The organism is Microcoleus sp. LEGE 07076 (assembly GCF_015207455.1).
Lineage (GTDB): Bacteria > Cyanobacteriota > Cyanobacteriia > Cyanobacteriales > Microcoleaceae > Microcoleus.
Map to the genome: position 1 here is coordinate 1 of NZ_JADEWV010000155.1, position 14,181 is coordinate 14,181.

The 14,181-nt window shown below is 43.6% G+C and carries 16 protein-coding genes and 1 tRNA gene; 12 read left to right on the plus strand and 5 right to left on the minus strand.

All coding sequences use genetic code 11. The features are described from left to right. The first annotated feature begins 886 nt into the window (after positions 1 to 886). The 4 genes from IQ270_RS21705 (at position 887) to IQ270_RS21720 (ending at position 5,561) form a co-directional block, all read left to right on the plus strand. The gene (locus IQ270_RS21705) at positions 887 to 2,035 is read left to right on the plus strand and encodes an AAA family ATPase (protein WP_193975284.1); all 1,149 of its coding nucleotides are present in this window, start codon (positions 887 to 889) and stop codon (positions 2,033 to 2,035) included. Then, a complete protein-coding gene (locus tag IQ270_RS21710; RefSeq protein WP_193975285.1) occupies positions 2,032 to 2,643 on the plus strand; it encodes a hypothetical protein in 612 nt (203 codons plus the stop codon). The genes IQ270_RS21705 and IQ270_RS21710 overlap by 4 nt, the downstream gene beginning before the upstream one ends. Positions 2,644 to 2,746: 103 nt before the next feature. Further along, a complete protein-coding gene (locus IQ270_RS21715) occupies positions 2,747 to 4,690 on the plus strand; it encodes an ABC transporter ATP-binding protein (RefSeq protein ID WP_228056578.1) in 1,944 nt (647 codons plus the stop codon). Positions 4,691 to 4,964: 274 nt separating this feature from the next. Continuing rightward, on the plus strand, positions 4,965 to 5,561 hold the full coding sequence (locus IQ270_RS21720; protein WP_193975287.1) for a Uma2 family endonuclease: 597 nt from the start codon (positions 4,965 to 4,967) through the stop codon (positions 5,559 to 5,561). Positions 5,562 to 5,890: 329 nt separating this feature from the next. On the opposite strand, the gene IQ270_RS21725 is transcribed toward IQ270_RS21720, so the two are convergent. Beyond that, on the minus strand, positions 5,891 to 6,313 hold the full coding sequence (locus IQ270_RS21725) for a hypothetical protein (RefSeq protein WP_193975288.1): 423 nt from the start codon (positions 6,311 to 6,313) through the stop codon (positions 5,891 to 5,893). Positions 6,314 to 6,683: 370 nt separating this feature from the next. On the opposite strand from IQ270_RS21725, the gene gnd reads away from it, so the two are divergent. Further along, positions 6,684 to 8,138: a decarboxylating NADP(+)-dependent phosphogluconate dehydrogenase gene (gnd, locus tag IQ270_RS21730; protein ID WP_193975289.1), complete on the plus strand. Its 1,455-nt coding sequence runs from the start codon at positions 6,684 to 6,686 to the stop codon at positions 8,136 to 8,138. Between the two features lie 34 nt (positions 8,139 to 8,172). Here the strand turns inward: gnd and IQ270_RS21735 are convergent, their stop codons facing one another. Further along, positions 8,173 to 8,427, minus strand: a complete 255-nt coding sequence (locus IQ270_RS21735) for a hypothetical protein (protein ID WP_193975290.1) — start codon at positions 8,425 to 8,427, stop codon at positions 8,173 to 8,175. 82 nt (positions 8,428 to 8,509) lie between these two features. Here IQ270_RS21735 and IQ270_RS21740 point away from each other — a divergent pair, with 82 nt between their 5' ends. Beyond that, on the plus strand, positions 8,510 to 8,980 hold the full coding sequence (locus IQ270_RS21740) for a restriction endonuclease (RefSeq protein ID WP_193975291.1): 471 nt from the start codon (positions 8,510 to 8,512) through the stop codon (positions 8,978 to 8,980). A gap of 3 nt (positions 8,981 to 8,983) precedes the next feature. Then, positions 8,984 to 9,397, plus strand: coding sequence for an alternative ribosome rescue aminoacyl-tRNA hydrolase ArfB (gene arfB, locus IQ270_RS21745; protein ID WP_193975292.1), 414 nt, complete (start codon positions 8,984 to 8,986; stop codon positions 9,395 to 9,397). A gap of 40 nt (positions 9,398 to 9,437) precedes the next feature. Here arfB and IQ270_RS21750 read toward each other — a convergent pair whose 3' ends face one another. Both IQ270_RS21750 and IQ270_RS21755 read right to left on the minus strand, forming a co-directional pair. After that, positions 9,438 to 9,710, minus strand: a complete 273-nt coding sequence (locus IQ270_RS21750) for a helix-turn-helix transcriptional regulator (protein ID WP_193975293.1) — start codon at positions 9,708 to 9,710, stop codon at positions 9,438 to 9,440. A gap of 237 nt (positions 9,711 to 9,947) precedes the next feature. Further along, positions 9,948 to 10,247, minus strand: a complete 300-nt coding sequence (locus tag IQ270_RS21755) for a helix-turn-helix domain-containing protein (RefSeq protein ID WP_193975294.1) — start codon at positions 10,245 to 10,247, stop codon at positions 9,948 to 9,950. A gap of 345 nt (positions 10,248 to 10,592) precedes the next feature. Here IQ270_RS21755 and IQ270_RS21760 point away from each other — a divergent pair, with 345 nt between their 5' ends. From IQ270_RS21760 to IQ270_RS21780, 5 genes are all read left to right on the plus strand, one after another. Further along, complete coding sequence (locus IQ270_RS21760; RefSeq protein ID WP_193975295.1) at positions 10,593 to 11,591, plus strand: hypothetical protein; 999 nt, start codon at positions 10,593 to 10,595, stop codon at positions 11,589 to 11,591. After that, on the plus strand, positions 11,533 to 11,760 hold the full coding sequence (locus IQ270_RS21765) for a hypothetical protein (RefSeq protein ID WP_193975296.1): 228 nt from the start codon (positions 11,533 to 11,535) through the stop codon (positions 11,758 to 11,760). Before IQ270_RS21760 ends, IQ270_RS21765 begins: the two co-directional genes overlap by 59 nt. A 294-nt stretch (positions 11,761 to 12,054) precedes the next feature. Continuing rightward, the gene (locus tag IQ270_RS21770) at positions 12,055 to 12,852 is read left to right on the plus strand and encodes a TIGR04255 family protein (protein ID WP_193975297.1); all 798 of its coding nucleotides are present in this window, start codon (positions 12,055 to 12,057) and stop codon (positions 12,850 to 12,852) included. An 82-nt stretch (positions 12,853 to 12,934) separates the two neighbouring features. Then, positions 12,935 to 13,252 carry a hypothetical protein gene (locus tag IQ270_RS21775; protein ID WP_193975298.1) on the plus strand — a complete coding sequence of 106 codons (318 nt, stop codon included), beginning with the start codon at positions 12,935 to 12,937 and terminating at the stop codon, positions 13,250 to 13,252. 15 nt (positions 13,253 to 13,267) lie between these two features. Continuing rightward, complete coding sequence (locus IQ270_RS21780) at positions 13,268 to 13,885, plus strand: hypothetical protein (protein ID WP_193975299.1); 618 nt, start codon at positions 13,268 to 13,270, stop codon at positions 13,883 to 13,885. 115 nt (positions 13,886 to 14,000) lie between these two features. On the opposite strand, the gene IQ270_RS21785 is transcribed toward IQ270_RS21780, so the two are convergent. After that, positions 14,001 to 14,074, minus strand: a tRNA-Val gene (locus IQ270_RS21785). Positions 14,075 to 14,181: the final 107 nt, after the last annotated feature.

Genomic DNA, 14,181 nt, shown 5'->3' on the forward strand with positions numbered 1-14,181 from the left:
AAAGCGTTAAGTAAACCGGATTTACTTCTCATCCACTTGATTAAGAGAAGAGTTTTGAACCACAGAGGGCGCAGAGGGCGCAGAGGGAAGAGTATTGCGAGGGTTTTGGATGTCGTAAAAAACTTTTTATCCCTCCCCTCTCTGTGTTCTCTGTGTTCTCTGCGGTCAAATCTTCTTAAGATCTACTTCACCTCTTTATTATCCAAAAATCGTCAGATGAAGTTCATCCAAAGCGTTAAGTAAACCGGATTTACTTCTCATCCACTTGATTAAGAGAAGAGTTTTGAACCACAGAGGGCGCAGAGGGCGCAGAGGGAAGAGTATTGCGAGGGTTTTGGATGTCGTAAAAAACTTTTTATCCCTCCCCTCTCTGTGTTCTCTGTGTTCTCTGTGGTCAAATCTTCTTAAGATCTACTTCACCTCTTTATTATCCAAAAATCGTCAGATGAAGTTCATCCAAAGCGTTAAGTAAACCGGATTTACTTCTCATCCACTTGATTAAGAGAAGAGTTTTGAACCACAGAGGGCGCAGAGGGCGCAGAGGGAAGAGTATTGCGAGGGTTTTGGATGTCGTAAAAAACTTTTTATCCCTCCCCTCTCTGTGTTCTCTGTGTTCTCTGTGGTCAAATCTTCTTAAGATCTACTTCACCTCTTTATTATCCAAAAATCGTCAGATGAAGTTCATCAAAAGCGTTAAGTAAACCGTATTGCGATCTAACTGAGAAATCAACAATAACCAGAGTTGACAAATCTGATTTGACAATAGCAGTTTATGCTATGGTGGAAGTCGTTTAGGGCGATCGCTCGATCTGGTATAGTTTGAGATGCAAAGGGCGATCGGATTGTTAAAAACAGGTGAGCCGGTGAGCGTGGAAATTTTACCAGTATGATTATCTCCCATATAGCTCTGAAAAATTGGCGCAATTTTCAGTCAGTGAATGTTGATTTGCGCGATCGCATTTTTATAGTAGGCCCGAATGCTTGCGGTAAGTCCAACTTTCTCGATTCATTCCGCTTTTTGCGGGATCTCGCCAAAGCAGGAGGCGGATTGCAGAAAGCTGCGATCGATCGAGGCGGCGTCTCCAAAATTCGCAGTCTTTATGCACGTCGATATCCAGATGTAGAAATAGAAATTCACCTTTCAGAATCTAATGCTGAACAGCCATTATGGAGGTATGGGCTGGGAATTAAACAAAAAAAAGGTGGCAAAAATGAGGCGATTGTTGCCTACGAACGAGTCTGGAAAGGCGATCGGCAAATAATCGATCGCCCTACAAAAGAAGATGAAAACGATGAGCTACGTCTCACCCAGACTTATTTAGAGCAAATTAATGCCAATGCAGAATTCAGAGAAATTGCTAAATTTTTAGAATCGATTTTATATTTACATTTAATTCCTCAGTTAGTTCGCCATCCCGAAGCTTTTGCTACTCCGGGACTTTCCGAAGATCCTTTTGGGAGAACTTTTTTAGAGCGAGTTGCTAAAACTCCCGAAAAAACCCGAAAATCACGATTAAAAAAGATTGAAGATGCTTTAAAGTTGGCTGTCCCACAATTGAAAAACCTTACAGATACCAAAGATGTGATGGGGGTTCCGCATTTGGAAGCTGTTTACGAACATTGGCGGCCCGGAGCAGGAAAACAACGGGAAGACCAATTTTCCGATGGAACGTTACGGTTAATTGGTTTGCTTTGGTCGCTGTTAGAAACCGATTCATTATTATTACTAGAAGAACCAGAACTCTCTTTAAATTCGGCGATTGTTAGCAATCTACCGTCTCTGATTTATCGCCTTCAGCGTCCGAGAAAGCGACAGGTTATTCTCAGTACCCACAGTGCCGATTTGCTCTCAGACAAAGGCATTGGCGGCGAAGAAGTCTTGCTAATGACACCGACTCCTGAAGGAACTCAGGTAAAACTTGCTTCAAGTAATGAACAAATCAAAATGCTATTAGAAGGAGGTTTAAGCATAGCTGATGCTGCACTTCCTCTCACAGCACCGCCCGCGATCGACCAACTCAGTTTATTCAAATGACGGATATTCCCATCAATCTAGTGTTTGAGGATGTACTGAGTGAAGCCGTTCTCAAACAAATGCTCAAACAGTCTCAACGTCCCTTTTCAGTTGGAAATTGCTTGAATCAGAGAGGATATGGCAAAATTAAAAAGGTGATTTCTGGATTAAATCATGCGGCAAAGGGAATGCCATACTTAGTGTTAACTGATTTGGATAATGCAGAATGCCCGCTAGTAATTCTTTCGGAGTGGTTAACTCAACCAAAACATCCTAATCTGCTGTTTCGGATTGCGGTTAAAGAAGTGGAAGCGTGGTTGCTAGCACATCGGGAGGGATTTGCTGAATTTCTGGGTATTTCAGTAGACTTGATTCCTGCTGATGTAGATAAAGTTTCCGACCCCAAACAGCTTTTAATCAATCTGGCTAAAAAGTCAAAGAAGCGACAACTGCGGGAGGGGATTGTTCCCGATCGCAATAGTACCGCAAAAATTGGTAAAGACTACAACGGTCAACTTATCCAGTTTGTCGATCGAAATTGGCAAGTTGCGTCAGCACAGACTAATTCCCCCAGCTTAGAACGAGCTATGAATGCACTGATAAATTTTCAACCAACCTGGGAAACGTGAGGATCAAAAAGAGAACTTATGCGATCGCAAACTACAATTAATCAACTCATCATCTATAATATAAGGGGAGGGGATGAGTAGAGCCGACACCTACCCACAAACTATGCAATCCATTAAAATCACCACATTCCAAGCTTTGCGGCGCAGTCTCGGCCTCATAGTCAAAGCCGCACCGATCGAACTCCGCAATTTAATCATACTCAACATCATTCGCGGTGCTGCTCCATCTGGCGTGTTATTTTTAAATAAATTAATCATTGATGAAGTATCTCGCCTGCTGTCGCGAACCCAAACAGCACAGCCCTTAGCTTTAATACTTTCCCAGCCAATGTTGCTGTGGAGTATTGCCGGAGTCTTAATTCTGAAATTAGTCGGCGACTCCATCGATACAATGAGTTCCTTTACAGTGACATCTTTGCGCGATCGCCTTCAAGGCGCAGTTGAAGGAAAAGTTCTCGAAAAAGTTGCCAATTTTGACGATATCGCCCTGTTTGAAAACCCCGAACTATTAAATATAGTAGAACTAGCAAAAACCGGAGTATTCAAAATACAGCAACTAGCATTCACCATCAGCATGACCATCACTGGAATTTTTATATTTATTCCATCTGTCAGCCTTGCTGCTGCTATAGCTTGGTGGGTACCTCTGCTGATATTACTTTCCTCAATTCCCTCAATTTACATCGAAAGAAAATATACGAAACTCATTTGGAGAGTTCAAAAAAAGCAAGCTAAAATTACTCGCGAAATGAACTTGTCTGCTAGAGTATTGACTGGCGAAGAATACGCTAAAGAATTGCGTTTGTTTGGCTTGCAAGAACTTTGGCTCAAACGCTGGCAAGGTCAGTTCGTGCAGTTTTTTAGCGAGATGCAGGCAATCAGAAAAAAAGGAGCAATTGTGGTACTGCTGTGGTCTATTCTTAGTAGAATAGGAGTAGCTTTGCCCTTTGTTTATGTGGTAATCGGAGCTTTGGGATCGCGCTATACTTTGGGCGATTTGGCGCTTTATTCGGGTTTGATTGTCCAGGTCGAGGAAAGTTTGCAGTTACTGATTAATAATTACACTAATTTGTACGATATTGCTCTCGGTGTGAGTCCGATTTTTCAACTGTTGGATCTGAAACCAGAGTTGCAGTCTCCGCTGGGGGATGTGGCATCTCGTTTGCCTAGCTTACCAGGTCACGGGCAAGATGCCCGTGCCACAAGTTTATTACCAGATAGCGGGCAAGATGCCCGTGCCACAAGTTTATTGCCAGATAGCGGGCAAGATGCCCGTGCCACAAAAGATAAAATTGGCATTGAGATTAAGGATTTATCTTTTTGCTATCCCGGTAGCACTAAAAACACAGTTACAGATATCAACTTAACCATTAATCCGGGTGAAATGCTAGTGCTTGTCGGGGAAAATGGCGCGGGTAAAACTACCCTTGGCAAACTGCTCGGCAGACTGTACGATCCGACAAGTGGTTCGATCGCCTGGAATGGCAAAGATTTGCGATCGTACTCCCTATCATACGTGCGATCGCGCATCGCCGTAGTCATGCAAGATTACGCCCGCTTCCCCTCCACAGTCCGCGAAAATGTCGGTTTCGGCGACTTGCTTTCCCTCTCCGATGACACCGCAATTAACGAAGCAATTTCCGAATCAGGAATTGCAGCTAAAGTCAATAGTTTAGACCAAGGTTTAGAAACACCTTTAGGCAAACAATTAGAAGACGGCATCGACTTATCGGGGGGACAGTGGCAAAGAATTGCGATCGCCCGCGCCCTCATGCGCCTTGACACCGCCGAAGTCCTAATTTTTGACGAACCAACCGCCGCCCTAGACCCCAAGACAGAACACGAAATTTACAGCATATTTCGCCAAATCGCCGCCGGGAAAACTACGGTTGTCATCAGTCACAGATTGGGATTGGCCAAAATTGCCGATCGCATCGCCGTGATGGAAAATGGTAAAATAGCAGAAATCGGAACGCACGACGAATTGATCGCAGCAAATGGCATTTACTGCTCAATGTTCACCCGTCAAGCTAGCAGCTATATTTAGAGTCAAACAAACAAAATTTCGGTAGGGGCGGGTTCACCAACTATATCCAACTCCAACAGACAATATACAGAAACTAGCCCCCACCAAGCGACAGAAATACGATCGCACTTCAATCGCTGCGTAGCGAGAAACCGGGTTTCTGCGACAATTTGCAGTTGAATACCAGAGATATAGAAAGAAACCCGGTTTCTGGGGTTTGCCACTTTTTTGAAAAAATTGTCATAAAGTGCGATCGACTATAATAAAATAAACCTAGTTGGGGATAATATCAACGATGGAAACTATAACTCTCAACCTACCAGCCACCGTCGCTTTAACAGACGAACAATTTTATCAATTGTCCATCGCTAATGAAGAGTGGCGATTAGAACAAACCCCTGAAGGAGAACTAATTATTATGCCTCCAACAGGCGGCGAAAGCGGCATCAGAAATTCCGATTTGACTACAGACCTAAATTTGTGGAATCGTCAGACTCGATTGGGAAAAGTCTTTGACTCTTCCACTGTCTTTCGACTACCCAACGGTGCGAAGCGTTCCCCAGATGCTGCTTGGGTACTCCTAGAACGTTGGGAAGCATTATCCGCAGAAAATAAGCGCAAATTTCCTCCCCTGTGCCCGGACTTTGTAATAGAATTGCGTTCTGCAAGTGATTCCCTAGAAACATTGCGGGCTAAAATGCGGTATTATCGAACAAACGGCTGTCGCTTAGGTTGGCTAATTGACCCGCAAACGCCTTTAGTAGAAATCTATCGGTTGTCTGAAGATGTAGCAGAAGTGATTAATTTCTCTTTTGACCAACCGCCAAAACTTTCGGGTGAAGACGTACTTCCCGGATTTGTTCTCGATCTTACACCTATTCTCAATCCTTAAATCTCGATCGCACTTCAATCGCCCGATAGCGAGAAACCGGGTTTATGCGACAATTTGCCGTTGAGTACGAGAGATATCGGCAGAAACCCGGTTTCTGAGATTCTGAAAAATAGCGAGAAACCGGGTTTATGCAACAATTTGCAGTTGAGTACCAGAGATATAGAAAGAAACCCGGTTTCTGAGATTATAGTGCCTCCGAAAAGTCGTAGCGTAGCGGGGCGTAAGCCATCGCCAATTATATCAATTCCGGTTGCACTCCTCATGATGTTAACTGTTAACTGTTAACAGTCAACAGTGAATTTACTATTCCGATGCTAACAGATTTGATATTACCTCCCCGTCAGCGTATCCGCGTAAGGATCGGGCAAAGCTTGCTGCACTTCAAAAAGCGACAAAGCATCGCCAGTTAACGGGTTGCTATTCAAATTTTTTTTTACCCCATCCCCGCGCCTGTCGCGCTCTTGCAAATGGGATAATTCCTCTTGATACACAGCAACAATTCGCCCCAAACTCGCAGCCAAATCATCCCAATTCTGATCTCCCACTAACTTCTCAGCAATCCCCTCAAATAACTCTCCAGCTTGCCTTTTTTGCACGTAAGCTTTCAACAGCTTTCCCGACTTTTGCAAAACCGCCTGATAAATATCGCCATCAGACCACCACAGCCCCTGTTGACTCAGCAGCCAAGTTAAAATATACTCCCGAGCGTGTTGCTCCTTCACCCAGGCCGCCAGATACTGCAAATCTTCCATATTTACAACAGTCTCCTAAATTTTGCTCAAAATGTCCGCTTGTTTGTATCTACTGTTACTGCGATCGACTGAATATCTGCCTTATTATCCACTGCCGATTTCTTTAATATCGCTTAAATCTTAAAAAAACCCTACTGATTCACCAAACATCAATTTTTAGCATATAAAAATACACTTAAACTGACATCTTTCACCACGCTCGATAACAGGCTTTCGGGCCTGTTCGGTCAAAGAGTAAATTTTCTTGTGGTGTGGGCCCTCATCCCGCCCATAAGCGGTTAAAACCGTGCGATACCCTGAGCGTAGCCAAAGCGTCGCATCCCTCTCAGGTCTAACCAGACTCTGAGTTTCCCACTTACCGAGTGTTTTTATGACAAAGCAAAATTTTGGTTTAATCGGTTTAGCCGTGATGGGCGAAAACCTAGCCCTCAACGTCGAAAGCAGAGGCTTCTCTGTCGCTGTGTACAACCGCACAGCAGCTAAAACCGATGACTTCATGGCAAAACGTGCCCCCGGCAAAAACATTGTAGCCGCCAAAACTCTTACAGAATTCGTCGATGTCCTAGAAACCCCGCGCCGCATCTTAGTCATGGTGCAAGCGGGCAAACCAGTCGATGCAGTCATCGATCAGCTCAAACCCATGCTGTCACCAGGTGACATGATTATTGACGGCGGTAATTCCCTCTACGATGACACCGAACGCCGCACCAAAGATTTAGAAGCTGCGGGACTGGGATTTGTCGGCATGGGCATCAGCGGCGGCGAAGAAGGCGCACTCAACGGTGCTAGCTTGATGCCCGGTGGCACCCACGCTGCTTACGGCATCCTAGAGCCAATTCTCACCAAAATTGCGGCTCAAGTAGATGACGGCCCCTGCGTCACATTCATCGGCCCTGGTGGTGCCGGTCACTACGTGAAAATGGTGCACAACGGCATTGAGTACGGCGATATGCAGCTCATTGCTGAAGCCTACGATTTGCTGAAAAACGTCGGTGGACTCAGCGGTAAAGAGTTGCAGGAAGTGTTTGCCGAATGGAATACTACCGACGAACTCAACTCGTTTTTGATTGAAATTACGGCTAATATTTTCAAGTACATTGACTCGGAAACTAAGCAGCCCTTAGTTGAGGTGATTATGGACGCAGCGGGTCAAAAAGGTACCGGCCGCTGGACTGTAATGAGTGCTTTGGAATTGGGCGTGAGCATTCCGACAATTATTGCTGCTGTGAATGCCAGAATCATGTCTTCTTATAAGGCTGAGCGTGTCAAAGCTTCCCAAGAACTAACAGGGCCTAGCGCCAAGTATGAAGGCGATCCTAAAGAGTTTGTCAACAAAGTCCGGGATGCGCTTTACTGCTCGAAAATTTGCTCCTACGCGCAAGGCATGGCGCTGTTGAGCGCGGCCTCGAAGTCGTATAATTATGACCTCAGTTTGAGCGAAATTTCCCGCATTTGGAAGGGCGGCTGCATTATTCGGGCTGGCTTTTTGGACAAGATTAAAAAAGCTTTCAAGGACGATCCCGAGCTGCCGAATTTGCTGTTAGCGCCGGAGTTTAAACAGAGTATTCTCGATCGCCAATCAGCTTGGCGGGAAGTGTTGTCTACTGCTAGCCTGCTGGGGATTGCTGTACCGGCCTTCAGCGCGTCCCTGGACTATTTCGACAGCTATCGGCGCGAAAGATTGCCCCAAAACCTCACCCAAGCTCAGCGCGATTATTTCGGGGCTCACACCTACGAGCGCACCGACAAACCGCGCGGTGAATTCTTCCACTCTGAGTGGACTCAGGCTGCTAAAGAGTCGCTGCAAACCGGTTCTACGGATTAATTAGTTTTTGTAGGGTGCGTTTCGGCGCACCTTACTAATTAATCTGGGGTTGCAAATTGTTTTGACGTTTGTTTTTGAGATAGCTTTTAATATATTCGTCGTTAAAGAGCGATCGGGCGATCGTGAGTGCTTCTTCTCTTTCTGCGTCTGTCATGTAATCATCGCCTTTTAAGCCTGATGGCGGGTGTCGGGGATCGCCGCCTGCATCGAGAAATCGCTGACGTGCGATCGCCATTAATTCTCCCAATCTCCGGTCTTGTTCTCTTCTGATATCATGCGGTTTCGTCATAGTCTTCAACCTCGTCTATACGAACAATCTCGCCACTTTGTAGTATAAACTATAGACATCTCTTTAAAATAAGTGTAATTTTATGAAGCCTTTTATAGTAAGAGCCGCTGCCATTGTCGGTGATATTGCAGCATTGGTATTTGATACTCTTAAAGAAGAAGAGTCAAAAAAACGTTTATCAGAGAGCGGTATTCTGGAAGTGGATCGAATGACTGGCAAAGAGTTTGAAAAATTTCTAGCTGTCCATTTTAGAAACTGTGATTATAACGTCACTTTAACTCAAGACAGTCAAGATTATGGAGCGGATTTAATTTTATATAAAGACGGCTCAAAAACCGTGGTTCAAGCGAAAAGAAGCAAAAATCCAGTTGGGATTAAAGCAGTTCAAGAAGTAGCAGGAGCCGTCAGACATTACAAAGGAAATAAAGGCAGAGTAATTACCAACAATAGATTTACAGAAAATGCTTACAAACTTGCTAAATCTAACGACGTAGAGTTATGGGATAGAAAAAAACTCATCGAATTCATCCTGACAGCTAAGAATTATCAATAAATCATGATAGAAATTTCCAACACAGTATTTATTGCCGATCGCGAAATCGAGATTAGCGCCATTCGCTCTCAAGGCGCAGGGGGGCAAAATGTAAATAAGGTGGCGAGTGCTATTCACCTGCGCTTTGATATCCCAGCTTCCTCATTGCCCGATCGCTACAAGCAGCGTTTATTGCAACTCAACGATGGGCGAATCACCCAAGAAGGGGTGATTGTCATCAAAGCACAGGAACACCGCAGCCAGGAACAAAACCGCGAGGAGGCTTTGAGACGGCTGCAAGAATTGATCAAAAGTGCGATCGTCATACCGAAAAGGCGCAAACCCAGCAAAGCCACTCGTAGTTCCCAGCGCAAGCGTCTTGACAGCAAAACTAAGCGAGGGCAGATTAAGGCTCTGAGAGGGAAAATCACGGATTGAGTGAGGGATGAAAGGTCGATCGACCTTTTTGACTTTTTATTTATCCGTCAGGATTTGGTGGGCCTAAGTCATTGGGTAAATCGTTAAGCGTTTTTCCGAGAGCTTTGCAAAGGGCTTTCATTTGAGCAATTGTCAGTTCGGGCTCGTCTAGTCCTCGTTCCCATTTGCTAATGGCTTGCTGACTTAGGGTTTTTGTGCGGGTTTTGTCGGGAATTTGTTTTGCTAAGGCGGATTGCGATAAACCCACAGCCTCCCGCAATATTTGCAGTGCTGGTATATCTTTTGACTCTTGAGTTTGTTTATTTCTGGGCATATCATAAAAATTCACAACCAAAGTTGTTGACAAACTAATAAAGAACAACTATGGTTGTTTAAGATAGAGACAACAGAAAGGCGGCTCATTTAGCCGGACGGTGGAAACGCTTTGGTTTATAGCGAGCTGCCTTATTTGTAGTTTCTACTAATTGTGCACCTGCATACCCTTAGTATTTTCGGGGCTTGGGCGCATACCTCAAGCTCCTTTCCCTAGAGATGGACGAACCCCTGCGGGTTAGTTGTCTTTCGGAGAGGGCGCGAGACTTGGTAAGTCATCGGGAATTTTGGTTACGTCTAATCCTAAAAGCTCAAACATAGTTTTTAGAGAAACTTGGTATAGGTTAGCCAGTGCAGCCACGTTTTCAACAGTTGGCATGGATTTTCCTGATTCCCAGTCAGCTTGCATCCGCTCAGAAACGCCGATATGTTGTTTGACTTGAGGGCGGGTTAGCCCAGCTTGTTCTCTGAGAAGCCTTAATGGAGACTTTTCCTTTTCTTGCGAATTTTCTTCCATAATACACGAAGCTTGTTTCATGAAGTGAACCTCTTGACTTCTGCCGAAAGATGAAGTACACTTCATGTGGACAGGCAAAACAAAGGCGGCCGGGCAAGCCTCCTTTCATCAAAATGCAGGTTTGAATAACCGCCTTATTTGTAGTGTCTATCAATTATGCACCTGCATACCCTTAGTATTTTTGGGGCTTGAGTGCATACCTCAAGCTCCTTTCTCTGAACTCCGAGGAGGTGATGCGATGTAAAAGGTCGATCGACCTACAGCACAACCCAACTCAAAATTGTACCAAAAATCCCGGCCAAAACTTCAACTTTGCGATCGCACGACTTCCGTGCTATCGTTCCCTTTCTCGACCCCTTCCCGATCATGACCACATCTACCGACAACTTCTACCTAGGCGATATCGCCTCCAACTTTCACTTTGCAGGCCCGCTGCTAGACTTTGAAGAAGAAATCCAGAATCAATCGCCCTTTCACGATTTAGACTACCTCACAGGCGAAATTAAAAGAGGATTCCTCGACTACGTGCGACAAGGGATCATGCTGGACGCGATCCGAAAACTGCGCTTGTACAAAGACAAATTCAAAACCTTTAAAAGTTACTGCGAACAAGCCTTAGGCAGACAGTATTTTTATTGTACACAAATTATCAAATCTGCGGCAATTTGCCTGCGCTTAATCAAAGCCGGATTTGAGATTTTGCCTAGCTGCGTCGCTCAAGTTGTCCCTTTGTTCAAACACGCAGTCACCGACCAGTACGGCGACTGTGCTTTACAGGAAAAGTGGCAAGAAGTTGTGGATGTCATCCCCAAGGAAAGGATTACGGCAGTCACTATAGCCGAAACAGTTGACAACAATCCCAACCTCAGGTTAAAACAAATTCGGATCAAAACAGACACCTACGCCCTGTTAACCAAAAAAGCCACCGCCGCCGGAATGTCAATTTCGGAATTTTTGGGGCGGCTGGTTGACGAATACAACCCCAGAAATTTAGAGGAATCAGCGGAACACACTCCCGAACAAGAGGAGATTTTAGACCAATTGGACGCGGAGTTTAAGAAGCCCCCAGGCCAACAGAGTTCAACCACAGCTAAAGGTAAAGTTAAATCTCAAGGTTTTAAAGCGAAAATTGAGCCGAAAGGTGCTAAAAGGGAAGTTAATGCGAAAAGTTCAGAAAGTGAAGTTGAGGCGAAAAGTTCAGAAAGTGAAATAAAGTTGAAAAATCAGCAAACTGAAGTCCCAGCAGAGAAACTGTCCAATTTATTTAAGGAGAAAAATCATGAAGTCATCAGCCCAAAACCCAATCATGCGTCAACTCAAACTGATGGAGGCTCAGTTGAGCGAGATTCAGTGTCAACTGATTAAAGGCACTGTGTTGAATTGGTGGCAAATTATTTTGCCGGACGGGCAGAAGATTTCGATCGAACACGCGGGTAGCGGACACTGGATTTTTCGGGCAAACGGGCTGGAGAAATTTCATCCTGAAGTGCGGCTTGCGGTGTTAAGGGCGATCGCCGAAGGCTGTCGCAAGTAAGTTACGGCACGGCACGGCGCGGTGCCGTGTCCCTACGGGGTGATGGGAGTTGTCATGATTTGCGGATGTTGGGGCGATCAATATTAGTATCGAGATTGGTTAAAAGTGCGATCGGAATGTCGCAACTGTGGGGCGACGTTTAATATTCCGGCGTTTTGGGTAGAAAAAATTGTCAAAAATGGTTTAGAATGTTATCAGATATCGACTGCCAAAAGCAAGTGCAGCACGATCGCTGATTTTTCAATTTTTATGAGGAAAATATAAAATACACTTATGGAGTAAGCACATCCTAAAATGAAACTACCTGATTACCAACGAGTCATTTATCAGCAATCTCCTTTGATAGAGGTTCTGGCGCAATTACGCTTTCCTACAATCCTCAAAATCAATAATCAAGATCCTTTTGAATTTCAGGAAAGAATACGTTTTGACTACCCTATTTTCCAACAGTCACAGGATTTAAACATTCCTCCTGAAATAGCAGCATTAGTGCCACAAATAGGAGCAATTACCCCTCAGTATACTACTTATAATTTTTTGTCTGAAAATTCAAAGTGGCAGTTATCTTTAAACCGAGAGTATCTTACATTAGCTACTATTGAATACAAGCAATATGAAGAATTTAAAGAACGGTTTGCCAAGGCTATTAATCTATTTGAAGAGGTATACAAACCCTCTTTTTACACAAGGTTAGGGTTAAGATATAAGGATTTGATACTTCGCTCGAAATTTAAAAAAATTGAAAATAAACCTTGGTCAGAATTAATCAGTCCGAAAATTGCTTCAGAGTTACATAGTACCGAGTTATCTGGTTCCATTCGGACTTTAGTTAAAAATTTGGAAATTGAACTAGAAGGAGGTAGAGTTAATTTTAATCATGGTTTAGTCATATCACAAGACCCGTCAAAAGGCAATGTTCAGGAACCTGGTTATTTGTTTGATGCTGATTTTTTTGTAGACCAAAAAATAGAAAAGGGGGAGATTTGGAATGTCTTTGACACCTTTAATCGAACGGGAGGAAAGTTATTCCGGTGGAGCATTACGGAGGAACTCCACAGGGCGATGGAACCGCAACCAATCACCAAGGATTAATTTACCTGCTTTTCCCGATCCACAAAATACGATTGTAACAATAAGAACGTCTTACCAAAACATTGACGATCTTACCTTTTTCTTGCCAGAAGTCAACCCTAATATCTCTCCGTTATCTCTATCTAATTTATCTCTCAAAATAGATTTAAATAATGAGTCATACCAGAAAGTATATCGCTTGTTGAAGTGCATCTTAATATTAAGCAAGCTTTCTCAAGAGGCTTTAGAAGAAGCATCGAGAACATTAGAGTCTATTCAGCAAATAGAAGAAGAATGTTATTATCAGGAGTCTGAATCTCCAGAGATAATCAATTCATTTTTGTCTGTCGCTAAGGCTATGCGTGTTGCGAATAATCAATATGACTCGATTTATAGTGATGAAGAGTTAGACAGTTTTTAATCTTAGAATATTCAGATGTTTGTTGAAGAGTTCGATCAAAACGAATTACGCCAAGGTGATATTATTCAAGGGTTATTCTACCCAGAGTTAAACTGTTCAGACTTGCATCTGATTGGCACTCCTGACAACAATTTAACCAATCTTCAGCATTTAGCTGAAGTTGAACAAAACTTACTAGCATTAAAAGAGAATAAACAAAAAGAAGGCTTATCCGTATTTACAGCACAGCTCAAAGTATATTACGGTTACTTCATTTTAATAACCCAGTGTTGTGACATTGCCAAGCGAGAAAAAGGAAAGCCGAATATATCAGCTTTTGTTGTCTCGCCTCTGCTAGAAGTTCCTTATCAAATTCGCCAAAACCTAGAAAAATTAACTGAACTCAAGGCAAATAATCTAGGAAGTTTTACTAACTTTTTCTATATTCACCAACATCAACCGTTATTACAAGATAATGTAATAGATTTTAATCGAGTTGTTGCTTTGCCCAGATCGCAGTATGATTTTGCACTTTCTAGAAAAGTGCTACAAATGACTGATAAAGAGCGAGTGAGATTTAAGCTAAAACTAGGTTCTCATTTTGCTAGACCAACTCAGGAAGAACGTGAAACTCAGATTTATCCAGATTCTTGATTTAGTTTTCTCAAACACCTCAAACATGATTATTAAATTTCCCTGAACATCAGCAGAATGTGGGAGATGGGACACTCCAAAACAAAACCCGCTACAACCAGCGGGTTTTATAAGATGGACACAACTGGACTCGAACCAGTGACCCCTACGATGTCAACGTAGTGCTCTAACCAACTGAGCTATGCGTCCTCACGAATTACTAACTTAGCACAACCTTCGATCGCCTGTCAAGCAAAAATATTAAATTTATCCTAACTGCCAATCCGCCAAATCTTCACAGTTCGATCGCCCCCACC